Source organism: Nonomuraea sp. NPDC049028 (assembly GCF_043197735.1).
In the GTDB taxonomy this organism is placed as follows: Bacteria; Actinomycetota; Actinomycetes; order Streptosporangiales; family Streptosporangiaceae; genus Nonomuraea.
In genome coordinates, this window is record NZ_JBICTR010000002.1 from 328,555 (window position 1) to 345,071 (window position 16,517).

General features: G+C 68.9%; 20 protein-coding genes. 9 read left to right on the forward strand and 11 right to left on the reverse strand.

Going from position 1 to position 16,517, the window contains the following annotated elements; translation table 11 throughout:
* Positions 1–68 precede the first annotated feature (68 nt).
* From ACGFJ2_RS07840 to ACGFJ2_RS07860, 5 genes are all read right to left on the reverse strand, one after another.
* Positions 69–659, reverse strand: a complete 591-nt coding sequence (locus tag ACGFJ2_RS07840; RefSeq protein WP_393465874.1) for a flavodoxin family protein — start codon at positions 657–659, stop codon at positions 69–71.
* 73 nt (positions 660–732) lie between these two features.
* Positions 733–1,071 (reverse strand): nuclear transport factor 2 family protein, encoded by a 339-nt coding sequence (locus ACGFJ2_RS07845; protein ID WP_393467000.1) that lies wholly within the window; start codon positions 1,069–1,071, stop codon positions 733–735.
* Positions 1,072–1,418: 347 nt separating this feature from the next.
* A complete protein-coding gene (locus ACGFJ2_RS07850) occupies positions 1,419–2,171 on the reverse strand; it encodes an SDR family NAD(P)-dependent oxidoreductase (RefSeq protein WP_393465877.1) in 753 nt (250 codons plus the stop codon).
* A gap of 236 nt (positions 2,172–2,407) precedes the next feature.
* A complete protein-coding gene (locus ACGFJ2_RS07855; protein WP_393465879.1) occupies positions 2,408–3,127 on the reverse strand; it encodes a hypothetical protein in 720 nt (239 codons plus the stop codon).
* A 25-nt stretch (positions 3,128–3,152) separates the two neighbouring features.
* A complete protein-coding gene (locus ACGFJ2_RS07860) occupies positions 3,153–3,638 on the reverse strand; it encodes a nuclear transport factor 2 family protein (protein WP_393465882.1) in 486 nt (161 codons plus the stop codon).
* A 177-nt stretch (positions 3,639–3,815) separates the two neighbouring features.
* Between ACGFJ2_RS07860 and ACGFJ2_RS07865 the strand changes: the two genes are divergently transcribed.
* From ACGFJ2_RS07865 to ACGFJ2_RS07895, 7 genes are all read left to right on the forward strand, one after another.
* Positions 3,816–4,439 (forward strand): TetR/AcrR family transcriptional regulator, encoded by a 624-nt coding sequence (locus ACGFJ2_RS07865; protein WP_393465884.1) that lies wholly within the window; start codon positions 3,816–3,818, stop codon positions 4,437–4,439.
* 103 nt (positions 4,440–4,542) lie between these two features.
* The gene (locus ACGFJ2_RS07870; protein ID WP_393465886.1) at positions 4,543–5,508 is read left to right on the forward strand and encodes a zinc-dependent alcohol dehydrogenase family protein; all 966 of its coding nucleotides are present in this window, start codon (positions 4,543–4,545) and stop codon (positions 5,506–5,508) included.
* Between the two features lie 294 nt (positions 5,509–5,802).
* On the forward strand, positions 5,803–6,645 hold the full coding sequence (locus ACGFJ2_RS07875) for an MBL fold metallo-hydrolase (RefSeq protein WP_393465889.1): 843 nt from the start codon (positions 5,803–5,805) through the stop codon (positions 6,643–6,645).
* A 78-nt stretch (positions 6,646–6,723) separates the two neighbouring features.
* Positions 6,724–7,533: an NAD(P)-dependent oxidoreductase gene (locus ACGFJ2_RS07880; RefSeq protein ID WP_393467003.1), complete on the forward strand. Its 810-nt coding sequence runs from the start codon at positions 6,724–6,726 to the stop codon at positions 7,531–7,533.
* A 34-nt stretch (positions 7,534–7,567) separates the two neighbouring features.
* Positions 7,568–7,741 carry a hypothetical protein gene (locus ACGFJ2_RS07885; protein ID WP_393465892.1) on the forward strand — a complete coding sequence of 58 codons (174 nt, stop codon included), beginning with the start codon at positions 7,568–7,570 and terminating at the stop codon, positions 7,739–7,741.
* 10 nt (positions 7,742–7,751) lie between these two features.
* Positions 7,752–8,237, forward strand: a complete 486-nt coding sequence (locus ACGFJ2_RS07890; RefSeq protein ID WP_393465894.1) for an NUDIX domain-containing protein — start codon at positions 7,752–7,754, stop codon at positions 8,235–8,237.
* A 583-nt stretch (positions 8,238–8,820) separates the two neighbouring features.
* Positions 8,821–9,051 carry a GntR family transcriptional regulator gene (locus ACGFJ2_RS07895; RefSeq protein WP_393465897.1) on the forward strand — a complete coding sequence of 77 codons (231 nt, stop codon included), beginning with the start codon at positions 8,821–8,823 and terminating at the stop codon, positions 9,049–9,051.
* Between the two features lie 164 nt (positions 9,052–9,215).
* Here ACGFJ2_RS07895 and ACGFJ2_RS07900 read toward each other — a convergent pair whose 3' ends face one another.
* Positions 9,216–9,410, reverse strand: a complete 195-nt coding sequence (locus tag ACGFJ2_RS07900; protein ID WP_393465899.1) for an acyl-CoA dehydrogenase family protein — start codon at positions 9,408–9,410, stop codon at positions 9,216–9,218.
* 498 nt (positions 9,411–9,908) lie between these two features.
* Here ACGFJ2_RS07900 and ACGFJ2_RS07905 point away from each other — a divergent pair, with 498 nt between their 5' ends.
* On the forward strand, positions 9,909–10,334 hold the full coding sequence (locus tag ACGFJ2_RS07905) for a hypothetical protein (protein ID WP_393465902.1): 426 nt from the start codon (positions 9,909–9,911) through the stop codon (positions 10,332–10,334).
* A 243-nt stretch (positions 10,335–10,577) separates the two neighbouring features.
* Here ACGFJ2_RS07905 and ACGFJ2_RS07910 read toward each other — a convergent pair whose 3' ends face one another.
* Positions 10,578–10,742: a hypothetical protein gene (locus tag ACGFJ2_RS07910; protein ID WP_393465904.1), complete on the reverse strand. Its 165-nt coding sequence runs from the start codon at positions 10,740–10,742 to the stop codon at positions 10,578–10,580.
* A gap of 10 nt (positions 10,743–10,752) precedes the next feature.
* On the opposite strand from ACGFJ2_RS07910, the gene ACGFJ2_RS07915 reads away from it, so the two are divergent.
* Positions 10,753–11,031 carry a hypothetical protein gene (locus tag ACGFJ2_RS07915; protein ID WP_393465906.1) on the forward strand — a complete coding sequence of 93 codons (279 nt, stop codon included), beginning with the start codon at positions 10,753–10,755 and terminating at the stop codon, positions 11,029–11,031.
* Here the strand turns inward: ACGFJ2_RS07915 and ACGFJ2_RS07920 are convergent.
* From ACGFJ2_RS07920 to ACGFJ2_RS07935, 4 genes are all read right to left on the reverse strand, one after another.
* Complete coding sequence (locus ACGFJ2_RS07920; protein WP_393465909.1) at positions 11,007–11,618, reverse strand: hypothetical protein; 612 nt, start codon at positions 11,616–11,618, stop codon at positions 11,007–11,009. The two genes, ACGFJ2_RS07915 and ACGFJ2_RS07920, sit on opposite strands and share 25 nt — an antisense overlap.
* A gap of 5 nt (positions 11,619–11,623) precedes the next feature.
* The gene (locus ACGFJ2_RS07925; RefSeq protein ID WP_393465911.1) at positions 11,624–12,808 is read right to left on the reverse strand and encodes a helix-turn-helix domain-containing protein; all 1,185 of its coding nucleotides are present in this window, start codon (positions 12,806–12,808) and stop codon (positions 11,624–11,626) included.
* A 312-nt stretch (positions 12,809–13,120) separates the two neighbouring features.
* Positions 13,121–14,344 carry an acyl-CoA dehydrogenase family protein gene (locus tag ACGFJ2_RS07930; RefSeq protein WP_393465914.1) on the reverse strand — a complete coding sequence of 408 codons (1,224 nt, stop codon included), beginning with the start codon at positions 14,342–14,344 and terminating at the stop codon, positions 13,121–13,123.
* A gap of 53 nt (positions 14,345–14,397) precedes the next feature.
* Positions 14,398–16,512 (reverse strand): ATP-dependent RecD-like DNA helicase, encoded by a 2,115-nt coding sequence (locus tag ACGFJ2_RS07935; RefSeq protein ID WP_393465916.1) that lies wholly within the window; start codon positions 16,510–16,512, stop codon positions 14,398–14,400.
* Between the last annotated feature and the right edge of the window lie 5 nt (positions 16,513–16,517).

The window sequence follows — 16,517 nt, forward strand, 5'->3', positions numbered from 1 at the left end:
ACGGCGTCGGCGAGGTTGACCTCGGCATCTCGTCGTCCGGGCCGCGCATCCGCCCCGGCGTCGGTCGCTCAGGCGGCGAGGGCGGTGCGGCCTGCGGCGTAGACGCGGGCGACCTCGACGACGCGCTTGCCGAGTTCGGCGGCGGTGGCGATGTCGGCCTTGTGTACGCCCTCGGCTCCCTGGTCGTTGTTGCTCTGGGCGGCGGCGCCGAGGAAGAAGCCGAGGCGGTTGAGGTCGTTCTCGGACGCCGTGGAGGTGTTCCAGCCGGGCATCAGGCCGAGGCCGACCCAGTGCATGTGGTGCTGCGCGGCGAGCACGGTGAAGTACTGCAGGGTGTTGAGCTTGTCGCCGCTCTTGCCCGCGGAGTTGGTGAATCCTGCGGCGATCTTGTCCTTCCACGCCTGGGTGTACCAGCGCTTGGAGCTGGCCTCGGCGAAGGCGTGGAAGACGGCGGAGGCGGTGCCCATGTAGGTGGGCGAGCCGAAGACGATCGCGTCCGAGGCGTCGAGCAGGTTCCACTGCTCCTCGGAGATCTCCTCGACGTTGATCAGGTGGGCGGTGGCGCCGGAGGTGGTCACCCCATCGCGGACGGCCTCGGCGAGGACGGCGGTGTGGCCGAAGCCGGAGTGGTAAGCGATGGAGACGACAGGGGTGGTCACGTTACTTGCTCCTTCGGATTTGCATGTCCGGCCACGCGGGATCCGGGCCGCGCGGCCCTTGGGTACTGTCCGCTCAGCCGGCGTTGATCGCCTCGGCGACGGTCAGCGTGTCCTCGTACAGGTGCATGCGAACGATCCGGCCGCCCTCGACCGCCAGGTGCATGGCCACCGGTGTGGTGAACTCCTTGCCATTGGCCGCGACGGTGTGCGTGAAGACCGCCAGCAGCACCACGTCACTACCGTCGACGATGACGCGCTCCAGCGCGGCCTTGCTCCTGCCGTGCGCGAAGTGCGACCACATCGTGGTGAAGTACGGCGCGACCTCCTCCCGGCGGGTACGGCGCCCGGTCCAGGGCAGCGCGTCACTGCCGGGGACGTGCCAGTCGATCTCCTCGGCGAACAGTTCCTGGATGCCGTCGGGTCATGCTTGCCGAGGCGCTCCACGAACTTCTTGGCCACGGTCCGCGAGGTCTGCGTATCTGTTGTCATCGGTCCTTGTCCTTTGTCTCTTCGCTTGCATCAGGTGTCGGTCGGGCCTCAGCCCTGGAACAGGAAGTGCTTGCCGCTCAGCGGCCCGCCGAGCTGAATGAGCGCCCCGTCTTCACGCGGCGCGCCAAGGTCGACCGGTGCGAACCCGAATTCGGCTCTTCATGACTCACTCCCTGCTGTGTCGTTGTGTCGAATCCGTTGCTCTGGCGACGGTCGCAAGTACGCGGCTCAGACGCCCTGGGGTATCGGATGCGTCCCGCGATTTGGCGCCTAGAGCTGTGTGGCTCCGCCGTCGACGAACAGTTCCGCGCCGGTGGTGAAACTGCTTTGGTCGCTGGCCAGGTAGAGGGCGGTGGCGGCGACCTCGTCGGGACGGCCGGCGCGGCCGAACGGGGTCGGTGGGGCGGGCTCGGCCGCAGTGGGCTGATCGCTGTGCGGGAAAGCGGCGTGGAGCTCGTCCAGGCCCGGGGTCTCGACAGGGCCTGGGGTGAGGGTGTTGACGCGGATTCCGCGGCCGGCCAGCTCAGCGGCCCAGGTGCGGGCGAGGCTGCGGATCGCGGCCTTGGTTGCGGCGTAGACGCCCAGGCCCGGGCGCGCCCGCAGGGCCGAGCTGGAGGAGAGCAGCAGCACCGAGGCGCCAGCCGTCAGCAGCGGCAGCGCCTTTTGGACGGTGAAGACCGTGCCCTTGATATTGATCGAGGTAGTGCGGTCGTACTCCTCCTCGGTGATCGCGCCGAGCGGACTGTAGTCCGCGACCCCGGCGTTGGCCACCACAATGTCCAGGCAGCCGCTGCGGTTCGCGATCTCGGCGAAGAGCCGGTCGAGGTCGCCGAGGTCCGAGGCATCGCCCTGGATGGCGATGCCTCGGGCGCCGACCTGCGCGACGGCGGCGTCCAGCGCGTCCTTGCGGCGGCCGGTCAGGTAGACGGTCGCGCCCTCGGCGGCGAAACGGCGGGCGATCGCCAGGCCTATGCCGCTGGAGGCGCCGGTGACAAGGGCGGTCTTGCCGTCCAGCTGTCCCATGAGATTCTCCAATTTCTTGACGTAACTATTGCTGTTGCATTGATGGGCGCAGAACGCCCCGATCAGGGGAAGTCAACGGCGTCGCCTGGTAGACATCGCGCAGGGTGATCGCCGCCAGGTCCCGCGCGAGCATCCAGCCCGCCCCCGCCGGTCGTTGGAGCCGGGCTGGAGGTTGTGGAGCACCCCGGCCCGGCCGTCTTCGCGAGAGGGCGGTGCCGAACGGTCCCGTGTCGTGGTCAGGCGACAGAGATCTCGTTGAGATCAATGGTGATCAGCCTCGGCTCCGGCAGGACCCGCCCGTCCGCCGCAAGGGGCAGCACGTAGCGGTGGGTCGGGAAGACCAGCCCCGACACGGTCTCGTGCGTCTCCGACAGATGCGCCGCCGGCGGGCTGCCGAGCACCTCGGCAGCGTAGTCATGGCGTCGCAGCAGGCCTGCGGCGTCGTAGTGGAAGATCTGCTCTGTGGCGTGGGTCGCGAGGGTGTCGGGGAAGGTCGCCCGCAGCCGTCGCAGATCCTGGCCGGCCTCGGTCCAAGGCTCCAGTTCCTCCACCACGACGCCTGGGAGCGTCAGCAGGTAGGGGGCGGTGAGGTAGTTCCACATGGCGTAGCCCGCGAAGTACAGCACGTGGAGATCGTCCCAGGGGGTGTCCTGGTCCTGGGAGGTGAAGGCATCCCGTGGAGAGGTGCGCTCGGCAACGACCTCTCCGTCCCTCCGCTCGATCGTGACGCGCTCGGGGGTGAAGACGCCCCGCAGGCCCGGGCCGGTGAAGCCTTCGAACACCAAGCGCTGCTGCTGCACATCGGCCGTCATGTCCGCCGTGGCGAGGATGCCCGGCCGGCCGCGGAGATCCCACAGGACGCCGCCGATGGCCCCGCGGGCGCGGATCGTGCGCGCCTGTCGCCACTGGTCCAGGCCGCCATGGGCCTCGACAACAAGATCCAGCAAGGTGGTCATAGCAAATCCTCATTCTGATCGATGTTCATGATGCCTCCGCATGCCGGTGGCCCACAGGGGGCCGGCACGGCGTCCGCCGGTCCGGCACGGCGAGGGTCGAGCCCCTGGCCTGCGGGTTGGTGAACATGTGGTTGCCCGCCACCGTGTCCTTCGCGGGCACTTCGTCCTGCAGGACGTCCCAGTGCTCCACCACCAGGCCCTCCTCGAAGCGGAAGATATCGACCGCCAGGAGGGGTGTCTCGGTGCTGCCGGAGTACCTGCCGTGGATCATGACCAGGTCTCCCTCGGCGATGACCGCTCCCGGCTCGTACCGGCTGGCGTCGGGCAGGTCCGCGATGAACTTGCGCAGCCCGGCCCTGGCCGGCGGGATGAACGGGTTGTGCTGGATGTAGTCGGGGTGCAGGTACCGGTCCAGCGCGGTGAAGTCCTTCGAGTTGAACGCGGTCGTCAGGAATTCGAGGACGACGGCCTTGTTCCGCTCCGTCTCCGTCTTCGTTCGGCTCTGAGCCATCAGTCCTCCACGGGGTTGCCGACTGACACGGCTTTGTTGACTAGCTGGACCACAATGGAAGCATGAAGTGGTCCAATCGGTCAACAAAACGAAGAGCTCAGGCGATGCGCCCGTACCCGCACGGGGGATTGCCGACCGTTGTGGTCCATCTGGACCACAATGAGGTATCGTGAGGTCATGGGGCGAAACCGAGGCTTCGACGAGACCACCGTGCTCGATGTCGTCCGCGACCGGTTCTGGACCACCGGATTCGACGGCACGTCCACCTATGACCTCATGGATGCGACCGGTCTGGGCAAGGGCAGCATCTACAAGGCGTTCGGCAACAAGCACGCCCTTTATGTGCGCGTCTTCTCCGACTACTGCCAGGGCCTCGTCGCCCAGGCCCGCGAGGACCTGCGGGAGGGCCCGCACGCGGTGCTCACCTCGCCGATGGCCCGCCTGGAGCGCTACGTCGTCTCACTCGCCGACGCCTTCGCGGCCGAGTCGCCCCGCCGGGGATGCTTCCTCAGCAAGGTCACCGCGGACCGCGCCGGAGAGGACGACATGGTGGCGGGCACGGCCCGTCGCGCGTTCGAGGATCTCGCCGGCGCCCTCGCGTCCGCGTTACGCGACGCCCAGGACGCGGGAGAAGTGGCCGATGACGTCGACGCCACGGCCCTGGGATATCTGCTGCTGAGCGTGGTCAGGGGCATCGACTGCATGGCCAAGGCGGGTGTCGACGCCACGACGCTCCGGCAGACGGCCCGGTCGGCGCTGGACCTGATCCCCCGGGCGGACGCACCGTACGTGCGGCGCTGACATTCCCCCCTTTCGTCCGGCGACGGACATGCCGCGGCGGACATAAGCAAAATGTGCAGTTTGACTGTGGCGAAGAGCTCGCCGCCTCTCACCGGGAGTCCCTATGCGTGCCATCCAGATCACCCAGTTCGGAAAGCCGGAGGACGTCGTACGCGTCGTCGATCTCCAGGAGCCGAACGCTCCCGGCGCCGGCGAGGTCAAGGTCGCGGTCGAGTTCTCACCGCTGAACCTGCACGACCTCAAGGTCGTCAGGGGCGAGCTCGGGCGGCCACCGCTCCCGCTGGTCCTCGGCAACGAGGGCGTCGGCCGGGTTGTCGAGGCGGGCCCCGGCGTCGACACGCTCGCGGCGGGCGACCTGGTGGTTCTGCCGCTGTTCGCCGGTGCCTGGCGCGAGCGGCTGCTGCTGCCCGCCGACGGGCTGTTCCGACTGCCGGAAGGCAGCGTCGAGCAGTTCTCGATGCTGGGCAGCAATCCGCCCACGGCCGGTCTGATCCTGAGCGAGTACGCCGACCTGAGGCCCGGGGACTGGATCGTGCAGAACGCCGCGAACTCCGGCGTCGGACGTTCCCTGATCGCCCTGGCGAAGGCCCGCGGATTCCGGACGATCAACTTCGTCCGGGACGAGTCCGTGTTCGCCGAACTGACCGCGGCCGGCGCGGACATCGTCCGCCTCGACGGCGCGACGGCGGTCGAAGAGGTTCGCAAGGCGATCGGCGATGCCCGGGTCGGGCTCGCCGTCGACTCGGTGGGCGGCGACGCTCTCGCCCGCCTGCTCGACCTGCTGTCCGAGGGCGGTGCGCTCGTCAGCTACGCCTCGGCGACCGGGCAGCCGATGTCCATCGACGCACTGACCCTGATCGGCAAGCGCGCGACGGTACACGGATTCTTCGCCGGCCATTTCGACCACGCGACAAAGGTGCTCCCCGTCATCCGCGAGGCCGCGCCCCTGGTCGCGAGCGGAGCCCTGTTCGTTCCGCTAGGTGCCGTGTTCGACCTCGATGACATCCATACGGCGATCGAGCAGGTCGTCCGCGGCGGAAAGATCCTGCTCAAGGTGGCCCGGTCATGACGATCTCCGGAGGAACTCGCACCGTCGCGGGTCCCGCGCGGACGCGAGCCGAGCCGTAGCAGGGCGTTCGAAGCGGCATCAGGGCCATTCCGCCGGGGACGATGACAACCCGGCGCCTGGCCTGACCTGCCGGAACTCTCCAGACCACCGCGTGCACGCCGGCAACGCGCGCCACGGGTTTCCAGCGTGTGGGATGTAGATCCACTGATCAATAGTGCTCACCCTCGCCAGGCAAACCGCCGCTCATTCGCGAGTTCGGTGAGGGGCAGCCCCTGCCACGAGAGAAGTATCGAGATGCCCGAACTGTCCTACGAAGTCCTCGTCTCTGACGGCGTTCCCCGGAAGATCGATCTTCAGCTGCCGAACGGCGACGGGATCGTGTCCTCGCCGATCTCATCCACCCTGATCACCGGAGAACGCGACGCGGTCCTGGTGGACCCGCCGCTGACTCACACCCAGATCGCGCAGGTCGCCGAGGGCTTGGCGCGCTCAGGGAAGCGTCTGGCGTTCGTCTACGTCACCCACGGCCACCCCGACCACTGGTTCGGCACCGCGACGCTGCTGGAACGGTTCGGCGACGCCGACAGCGTGGTGTACGCCACCGAGGGCACCATCCGGCAGATGCGCAGCCAACTGGAGAGCAAGGACAAGGGGTTCGCGAAGACCTTCCCCGGGGTCCCGGAGAACACCCCGGTCCTCGCCGTGCCCGTGCCGACCGAGGGATTCCGGCTGGAGGGCCGAGTCCTCCGGGCCGTCGAGACCGGTCACACCGACACCGACGACTCCAGCGTCCTGCACGTGCCGTCGATCGGTCTCGTCGTCGCCGGGGACGTGGTCTACAACGGCGTGCACCTGATGATGCTCGAAGGCGGTGACGGCGGCCTTCAGGCGTGGCTGGACGGCATCGACCGGCTCGCCGCACTCGATCCGCGCCACGTGATCGCCGGCCACAAGAAGGCAGACCTGCCCGACGACCCGAAGATCCTGGACGAGACCCGGCAGTACCTGCGCGACGCGATCCGGCTCCTGGCCGGCAAGCCGGAGCCGCTGGAGTTCTTCGAGGAGATGTCGAAGCTCCACGGTGACCGGCTCAACCCGGGACCCCTTTGGTACAGCGCCCTGGGCCTGCTCGCCTGAGCCACGCCGGGTCGCCACCCCGCGAAGACAGGCGCATCACCTCGACGAAATACGGAGGTTGCCGCCATGGCCACCCGCATGAAGATCGCGATCCTCGACGACTATCAGAACGTCGCGACGAGCCTGGCCGACTGGGGGTCGCTCGTTGCCGAGGTCGTCGTTTTCACCGAGCCGTTCGCCGATGCCGACGAGGTGGTCCGTAGCCTCGCCGGGTTCGACGTGCTCGTGGCCATGCGGGAGCGCACGCGATTCCCGGCCGAGGTCCTGGAGCGGCTGCCCGACCTTCGGCTCCTGGTCAGCACCGGCCCGGCCAATGCCGCCATCGACCTTACGGCCGCCCACAGACTCGGCATCACGGTGTGCGGGACCCGTTATGAGTCCCACGCCACCATCGAGCACACCTGGGCGCTGATCCTCGGTGCCACGAGAAACCTGGTCGTCGAGGCGGAGTCGATGCGCGCCGGCGGCTGGCAGGTATCGGTCGGCGAGGGGCTGCACGGCAGGACTCTCGGCATTCTGGGCCTCGGTCGCGTCGGCTCCGGAGTGGCACGGATCGGACAGGCCTTCGGAATGGACACCATCGCATGGTTGCATGCCACCGCGGCCAGCGCTCACGCCCTGGCCGGTGACCGGCAGGGGTTCGCCCAGGCGCTCGCGCGAGCCAACCCGCGCCCTGGAGCGCGCCGAGACCGGCCCGGCCTGGACCCGCTATTTCAGCCCGGCGCATCTGGCCGGCGCCGCGATGCGCTCGCTGCTGGATCTGGGCCTGCCCGGCGAGGCGCTGCGCTATCAGCACCAAGCCCTCGACCTAGGCCCGGCCAACACGCGCACCCGGGCGCTGCATACCGCCCTGACCGCTACCGCGCATGCGCGGGCCGGTCACGTTGACCAGGCCGCGCTCTTGGGGACCCAGGCGCTGCTGATGGCGCGGCGAGTTCGTTCGCGGCGGGTCACCGCCCGCATCACCCTGCTGGCCGACGTGCTGATCCCGTATCGGCCCGTCGCCGAGGTGAGCGCGTTCCTCGATCAACTGCCGGACCAGCTGCCCTCTGGACAGATCGGCCAAATCGCGGGCGGGCAGCCCGTGCCGGGGTAGCGTGGATGAGGTGAGTCAGACCTATCTGCCGCCCGAGCAGTGGTATGCCAGCCTGCCCACTGTTCACCTCTCCGCGTGCATGCTGCTCACCGATGACGCCGATCGCGTCCTGCTGGTCAAACCCAACTACCGCCCCTATTGGGCGGTGCCCGGCGGGATGGTGGACGACGGTGAGCCTCCTCAGGTGTGCGCCGCGCGCGAGGTCGGCGAGGAACTCGGCCTGCAGGTCCCCGCCGGCGCTCTGCTCGTGGTCGATTGGGTGGCCCCGATGGGGGATCGGCGGCGGCCGATGATGAACTTCATCTTCGACGGCGGGATCATCGCCGATCCTTGCCGGATCCGGTTGCAGACCGACGAGCTCGACGCCGCCCAGTTCTGGCCCTGGGAGGAGGCGGCCACCAAGCTGCCCGCCACGACCGCCGCCCGCATCCCGGCCGCCCGAACCGCCCGCAAGAACCAGCAGACGATCTTCCTGCCCGCAGAGCGCGATGCCTGAGCTGTGCACGTATCGGCGTACTCGGTGGAGCACTCACACAGGTAGGCAGACAGTCATCGTCGGCTGTTGAGGATAACGTACGGCGGTTGAGGCAAAGGATCTTCAAGGCGGTGCAGGAGCAGGACTGGGCGCGGGTCCAGTCCTTTCTTCTAGCGGGCGGCTCCTGAAAGAAGCTGAACCCACAGCGTCCACGCTTCCCTCATCGACGATGGGTACGTTTCGTGGTCTTGATGGCCCTCGTCGAGCTGAATGGTCCTACGGATGAAGGCTTGACCGCCGCCGGCGCACAGCTCGTACACCGTGGCACGGCAGTCGCAGGTCCAGGCGAGCGATCGTGTCCTGTGGACGCGGAGGCCGGAGACGTGCCACTCCAGGCGCATGTGGTCGCGCTGCGGCATCGCCACATGCGGACTCAGGCACCAGTCAAGGGCAGATGACGGCGTCTCCAAGGGAGCCATGACCGCATCTTAAGCGGGGAAAGCTATAGTGCGCTATAGCGCGCTGTCCATCGCCATGGCACGCAGTGGCTTTCTACGGTGCTCAGGTGGTGGAGTTGAAGGCGAATCAGCCCAGGTGGCGGCAAGTGCGCGCCATCATCGCGGAGCGCATCCGCACCGGTGAGTACAAGCCAGGCGAGCGCATCCCTTCCCTCGTCGACCTCATCGAGGAGTTCGGCATCGCTAACGCCACCGGGCAGAAGGTCATGCGTGCTCTGCGAGCCGACGGCTTGATCCGTACCGAGCCAGGCATGGGTAGCTTCGTGACCACCCCGGAGGAGCGCCAAGCGGCCGAGGATCTGCGATTGAAGGACTGACAGTTGGCGCTTGAGGATGACCCGGTGGGGTACTTTCGCCAGCTGTGGGATGAGGACCGTGGGGAAGCGCCGTCGTCGACCACTCGCTGTGCCGCCCACGGTGTCGCCCGGCGGAAGGCGGGCGACCCTCATCGCCCCAAGAGCCCTCAGCCCCTGGCAGCGGGTCACAGGGGGAGGCCGCCGGTGGCCGCACCGGTCGAGCCGGTGTCGCGGTAGGCGGCGATGGTGCGTTCGGCGATGCGCATCTGGTGGATCTCGTCGGCCCCGTCGGCGAACCTGGCCCAGCGGGCGTGCTGGAACATACTGGCCAGCGGCGTGTCGGTGGAGTAGCCCAGCGCGCGGTCTTCAACCACGCTCATGCCGCCGATCTGATCGCCGCCCTGGGACAAGATCCGGGCTCTCGGGGCCGCTCTCACCCCACCATAATCACCGACCCGGCCGTCACGACGAGATGAAAGGCCCCGCTCACCGGCACGCCAGGGAAACCAGGGGCCACACCCGGCGACCACCAGGCCTTCGCCGTGCCCTATCCAGAAACGAAGAGCACAAGCCGAGCGGACGGTCACCGCTCATGATCGTGAAAGATCCGGGTCTACGTACCCTTCCCTTTCCAGATCGCCCCATCATGGTTGGGCCAATGCTCGGAAGGTTCGGGGCACCTCAACCAGCCCATACCAGTGCAGTCGGCGACGATGCCCAGGTCAATCCCCGAAAGCATGGGATGCCGGGTGCGCTGGCCGTAAGCGCACCATCAGATGTGCCCTCACGAGGCGTCAGGCCACCCGACCGAGAAAAGACGCCGAGGAGCGCTCAGATCCGCTCAGCGGATCGATCGAACATCGACGAAGGGATCTCCCATGCGCACCAAGCTTGCCACGGCCGGCCTCGCTCTTGTTCTGGGTGGCGTTGGTCTCGCTCTGGCCCCTGCCGCCGGCGCCGCCGGCGTGTCCTCCGCTTCGCGGACGGCGGCCGTCGCGGCGCCCGAGTTCTCCGTCAATGGCACGTGGCAGTTCATTCAGAGCGGCGGGATCACAGTCACGATGAACGTGACACAGGACAGCAGCGGGAGGCTCTTCGGGACCGCCGCCTGGTCCGGCGCCGTGGGGACGATCGAAGAAGGCGCGGTGGAAGGCCGGAATATCTTCTTCACCGTTGGGTGGTCGAACGGAGCCAGAGGCCGATACACCGGCTCGCTGGGTTCGGACAGGCGCCTGTCCGGGACCACGTTCGACCTGAATAATCCGTCGAGTCAGGCAAACTGGGTCACCACCCGCACCTTCTAAGACGAACTCCGCGCCCAGGTCGCCGGCCTCGGGCAGGCCCCGCTCGCATGGTGAGCTTGGCGGCGGTGGGCCGGGTGTATGGCTGGCCACCGGAGTAGCGGATGGCAGCACCGGGCTGGCCCTTGCCGGCGTGCAGACCGTAGATCCGGCGGAGGTCCGTTCCCCAAGCCGTGGAAGAAGCACCGGGCTCGGCGCAGGATGGGTACGCGCCGAGCCCGGTGAGATCTAGCAGTTGCCGGCGGGTCACAGGGGAAGACCGCCGGTGGCTGCGGCGGTGGAGCCGGTGTCGCGGTAGGCGGCGATGGTGCGTTCGGCGATGCGCATCTGGTGGATCTCGTCGGCCCCGTCGGCGAACCTGGCCCAGCGGGCGTGCTGGAACATACTGGCCAGCGGCCGGTAGCTTGTCACGCACCCCTTGGTGGGACTCGCTGTCCGGCTGATGCGCCGAAGCCGGCGGGGGCAGGTCTTCGAGTTGGCGGACAAGGTGGGGCGTCGCCCGGTGGGCAGCATCCGAGGTCCCAAGAAGGGTGAGGGGCATCGTGTCCGGTTCCAGCGGCACGGCGAGGTGCGCACCTATCCCGAGGTCTTCCCGACGAGATCGGGGGCCGAGCGCGCGCTGTGGCGGATGATCGACGCCGGGCAGGCCGAATGCACGCACGATCACACCGGCGATCAGGATGTCTGGAGCCATTGCTGATGAGTATCGAGTAGGCCGGTCTTCTCCAGGGGCAGGAGCCCGTCGCCGTACTGGCGGAGTCGCGTGTATGCCTGGCGGAGGTCCGTGAGTGTGGGGAAATGGCCGAGCTGGATGGCGAGGCTGAGGACGTCTTCGATGCCGAGGACGGGGATGCACCAGCGGGCTGCGAGACGCTGTCCTTCCTGGTCGTCGATGGCAGCGATGACCTCATGGCCCTGCTCGGCGAGGTGGACGCTGTGGGCGACCACGACGACCTCGCCCAGATCGCGGCGGGCGCGGATGGCCTGTTCGAGTTCGAGCCCGCGGATCTCCTCGATCACCTCGACGACACGAGGTGGCGCGGTTGCCACTTCGAGCTCGGGGAGTACGCGGATGCGATCGCTTGCTTCCAGCCTTGCCCAGCGTTGTCGCAGGCCCGGGTATTTCCGGTCCTTTCCGGCGATCTCACGGCAGACTTCCTGGGGGACCAGGAGGATGAGCCCGGCCCGGGTGAGCACGTCGATCAGGATCGGGTGCAGGTTGGCGCCGGTGAAGTGGACGCAGATCACCGCGTCGAGGATGCAGATATCGTCGTCGGGATCGGACACGCGGGTTAAGCTTCCTCGCTGGTGCGGGCACGGGTGAGGAGCCGTCCGAGATCGGCGTGGCGAATATTGGCGGGGCATGGGCTGATGCCGGCGTCGGCGAGGCCGATTTCAAGATCCTCAGGGTCGCGGCCTTCGAGTCTGGCCAGTGCCCGGATGCCGAGCCGGTCTGCACGGTAGGCGATGGTGGCGCGTTCGAGGACCCGGCGGGGTGGACGCCGGGTGCGGGCGGCTTCCTGTTCGCATTCGTACTGCCAGCCCCATCCGTAGCGGCGCGCGAGCTGCGCCCCGGTCGGTCCTCGCAGCGTGTCCACCTGGGTTGCAGTCAGCAGGCCCAGGTGTTGCAGCTGGATGAGAATCACCATGAGGCTGACGCCAAAGTGGCGGGCGAGCAGAGCGCAGGCCCGTTCGTCGAGCGGGCCGTGGGCGGGACCGAGCCAGGCGCGGATCCCGTCCTGCGGAGCCAGCAGATGCCGGGCGAAGGCATCGCAACGGATTTCGGCGGGGGTACGGCAGGCGCTGACCGCATCACTGTGAGCGCCGTCCCCGAAGAGTAGGTGACCGAGTTCGTGGGCGAAGGTGAAGCGCTGCCGTTCGGCGACGGCCCGGGAGCCGACGGTGATGAGGACGACGCCGCGGACGGGATCGGTGATGGTGAACCCGTCGATTCCAGCGGGGAAGTCGAGCACTGCGGTGTCGGCGCTGGTCAGCCGTTCTGCCAGCTCCCCCGGGTCGGCCAGCGGGGCACCGCCGAGGTCGAGGAGGTAGCGGACCGTGCGAGCAAGCCCCTGCCCCTGCGCATCGGGTGGAAGGCCGGGATCCGGCAGTTCTGGTGCTGTTGTGTCGGGGGCGCGGTGCGGTGCGGCCAACTGGTCCAGCCGGTCGTCGAGGACCAGGATGTCGACGGCCTGCCTTACCGCGGCTGCGGTTGCCTCCGGCTCGGCTTGGCCGATGCGTGCGGCGATGCGGATGCGCTCGCGAACCGGGTTGCCGCGCGTGAGATCAGTCAGGGGAATGCCGAGGGCAGTGGCGATGCGGTCAAGCTCGGCGACGGTCAGCTGAGTGCGGGTGCCCAGCTCGATCCGGGCCAGGGTGGGCTGCGGCAGCTCGGCCAGCCGGGCCAGGTCCCGCTGGTTGAGTCCGGCCCGCTCTCGTTCGGTGCGGACGCGCTCGCCGATGGCGCGGATGTCCATGGCCGCCTCCCTTCTTGAATCAAGGATACTATCTTGATTCAAGAAGGGAAGAGAGCAGCCAGCCCCGATCAAAGGATCCGACGATCGCTCGTCGAGAGCGGTCACGAGTAGCGCTGATGCGCCAGTAGCGGCGGAAGCCGTGGTGATGCCGCCGCTCTTGTGTTTCCGGCGCTGTTGAGGTGCAGGAATGGGCTATTGGTCGGGCTGTTCGTCGGTCGTGCGCCCAGCAGAACGGAGGTCGGGTCGGCCGCCCGCCCATCCGCGCCGCCTGCTCGGCTGGCAGTCGGGCGGGTCGGGGCCCCTGACAGCGGGTCACAGGGGGAGGCCGCCGGTGGCCGCACCGGTCGAGCCGGTGTCGCGGTAGGCGGCGATCGTCCGCTCCGCGATGCGCATCTGGTGGATCTCGTCGGCTCCGTCGGCGAACCTGGCCCAGCGGGCGTGCTGGAACATGCCGGCCAGCGGGGTGTCGGTGGAGTAGCCGAGCGCGCCGTGCACCTGGATCGCCCGGTCGATGATGCGGTTGAGGCTGTTGGCCACGAAGTGCTTGGCCATCGACACCTCCGTACGGAAGTCCTCGCCCTTGTCGATCTTGTACGCGGCGTGCAGCACCATCAGCTTGCACTGGTAGAGCTCCATGGCCGAGTCGGCGATGAGCCACTGCACCCCCTGCTTGTCGGCGAGCACGGAGCCGTGGCTGTATCTGCTGAGCGCGCGGTCGACCATCATGTCGAGCGCTGTCTCCGCCTGCGAGATCCAGCGCATGCAGTGGGCCAGCCGCGCCGGGCCCAGGCGGTATTGGCCGAGGCGGTGGCCGTTGCCCCGCCCGCCGAGCACCTGGTCGTCGGGCACCCGCAGGTCGGTGATGACGATCTCGCTGTGGCCCGTCGAGCCGTGCATGGTCTCGACCTCGCGGATGTCGTTCCAGCCCGGCGAGGGCAGGTCGACGAGGAAGGCCGTGTTGGCGCCCCGCGCCCCTTCTGGCAGGTCGAGTTCGGTCCTGGCGATGAGGATGGCGAAGCCCGCCCGGCGGGCGTTGGAGATGAACCACTTGTGGCCGTTGATCACCCACTCGTCGCCGTCCTTGACCGCGCTCGTGCGGATGAGCGTGGGGTCGGAGCCGGCGACCTCTGGCTCGGTCATCGCGAAGCACGACATCGTGCTCCCCTCAAGCAGGGGGCGCAGGTATTTCTCCTTCTGCGCGTCGCTCGCCCAGTGCAGCAGCGTGTGCATGTTGCCCTCGTCGGGCGCCATGCAGTTGAGCACCCACGGCCCGAGCCGGGTCTTGGCCGCCTCCGACTGCACCATGGCCAGCTCGACGTGGCCGAGCCCCATGCCGCCCCACTCCTTCGGCATGTGCGGCAGCCACAGCCCTTCGGCCTTGGCCTTCTCACGCAGCCGGAAGATCGTCCGGAGATAGGCGGCGCGGTCGCTCTCCGGCACCTCGTCGACGGCCGGGATGACCGTGCCCTGGATGAAGGCCCGGACCCGGTCGCGGATCTTCTCGTGCTCGGGGGCGAGGGTGAAGTCGATGGCCATGGTGCTCCTTCGGGGGATGTCCGGCCAGCGGATGGGCCGGACGCCGGGTGGTGTCAGGCCAGCAGATGGGTCAGACGCCGGGTGAGGCCGGTGTTGCGGCGGTCGCCGAGCCGGGCGACCGCCAGCTCCAGGGCCTTGCGCTCGCCGACCAGCACCACCCACGACCGGGCCCGCGTGACCAGGGTGTAGAGGAGCCGGCGGCGCAGCATGATGCCGCCGGACTCGGCGACGAGCGGCGCGACCACGAACGGGTATTCGCTGCCCTGCGAGCGGTGCACGCTGATCGCGTAGGCGTGGGACAGGTCGTCGAGCTCGTCGAAGCCGTAGGTCACCGTCTCGCCGTCGTCGATGGCGATCTCCACGAGCCGCTGCTCCTGGACGATGCCGGTGATCGTGCCCGTCTCGCCGTTGAAGACGCCCTTGTCGTAGTTGTTGCGGATCGGCATGACCCGGTCGCCGACCCGGAAGGCCGAGGCGCCCGACCAGTGCTCGGCCCGTCCTTCCTGGGCGGGGTTGAGCCGCTCCTGGAGTCGGCGGCCGAGCTCGGCGGTGCCCGCCGCGCCCTTGCGCATCGGGCACAGCACCTGCACCTGGCCCGGCTCGACGCCCTGCTTGCGGGGGATCGCCACCGTCGCCAGGTGGACGACCCGCTCGGCGACGGCCTCGGGGTCGTCGAGCTCCTCGAACCAGAAGCCGCCACCGCCCGGGATCCCGGGCAACTGCCCGGCCCGGATGCGGTGCGCGTTGTGGATGATGCCGCTGCCGTCGGCCTGGCGGAAGACATGCGTGAGCCGTACGCGCGGGATCTCCTCGACCCGCAGCAGGTCGGCCAGCACGCTGCCGGGCCCGATGCTGGGCAGCTGGTCGCTGTCGCCGACGAGCAGCAGGTGGCTGCCCGACGGGATGGCCGAGGTGAGCCGGGTGGCCAGGTGCAGGTCCAGCATGGACGCCTCGTCGACCACGATCAGGTCGGCCTGCGCGGGCGTCTGGTCGAACAGCGCGTCGGGGTCGGGCTCGTAGGCCAGCATCCGGTGGACGGTCATGGCCGGCAGCCCGGTGAGCTCCGAGAGGCGCTTGGCCGCCTTCCCGGTGGGCGCGGCGAGTGTCACCCGGCCGCCCATCGCCCGCGCGGTGGCCGCGATGACCCGCACGGTGTGGCTCTTGCCGCAACCCGGACCGCCGGTGAGGACGGAGACGGTGCTGGTCAGCGCCATGGTCACGGCCGCGCGCTGGTCGTCGTGCAGCTCCGGGTCCTCACGGAAGTCGCGCATGGGCAGCGTCGAGCGGGCCTGCCAGAGCCTGCCCAGGTGCTCGGCCAGCTTGAGCTCGCGGCTGTGCAGTTCCTTGCCGTAGACCACGATCTGGTCGGCAGTCGCTTCGACGACCACGCGCCGCTCGGCGGTGAGGGCGTCGATCATCGGCCGCACCACGTCCTGATCCTGCTCGACGAGCTCGGCGGTCTGCGTGAGCAGGGCGGTGAGCGACAGGTAACAGTGGCCGCCCCTGGCGGCGGCCGTCTCCAGCCGGTCGAGCAGCGCCGCCTTGATCCGCTGCGGGCTGTGCTCGGGCACCCCCGACTGGAGGGCGATCTTGTCGGCAGTGCCGAACGCGATGCCGCGCACCCGGCCGATGAGCTGGTAGGGGTCGGAGGTGACGAGCTCCGCCGAGTCGCGGCCGAAGACCTGGAAGATCTTGGCCGCGAGCAGCGGGCTGACTCCGAAGCCCTGGAGGACCACCATCAGCGCGGCGATCTCCTTCTGCTCCCGCCACGCCTCCAGGATCTGGCCCTGCCGGGCGGGGCCGATGTTGACGACCTCCCTCAGCCGCTCGGGCTCGGTGTCGATGACGGTCAGCGTCGCCTCGCCGAAGTGGCCGACGATGGCCTGGGCGAGCCGCGGGCCGATGCCGCGGATCAGGCCGGAGCCCAGGTAGAGCTGGATGGCCCGAGTGGTGGACGGCACGATTCGCTCGCACGCCGTCACCGTGAAGCGCCTGCCGTGGCGGGGGTGCTCGCCCCACTCGCCGGTGAGCGCGAGCGTCTCGCCCGGTTGTACCCCGGCCAGCGCGCGGCCGGCGGCGACGAAGGAGGGGGTGGTCTCCGCGCTCATCCGGGCAACCGTGTATTCGTCCTCACGGACGTACACGAGCTGCTCGACAGAGGCCTCCACGGCAC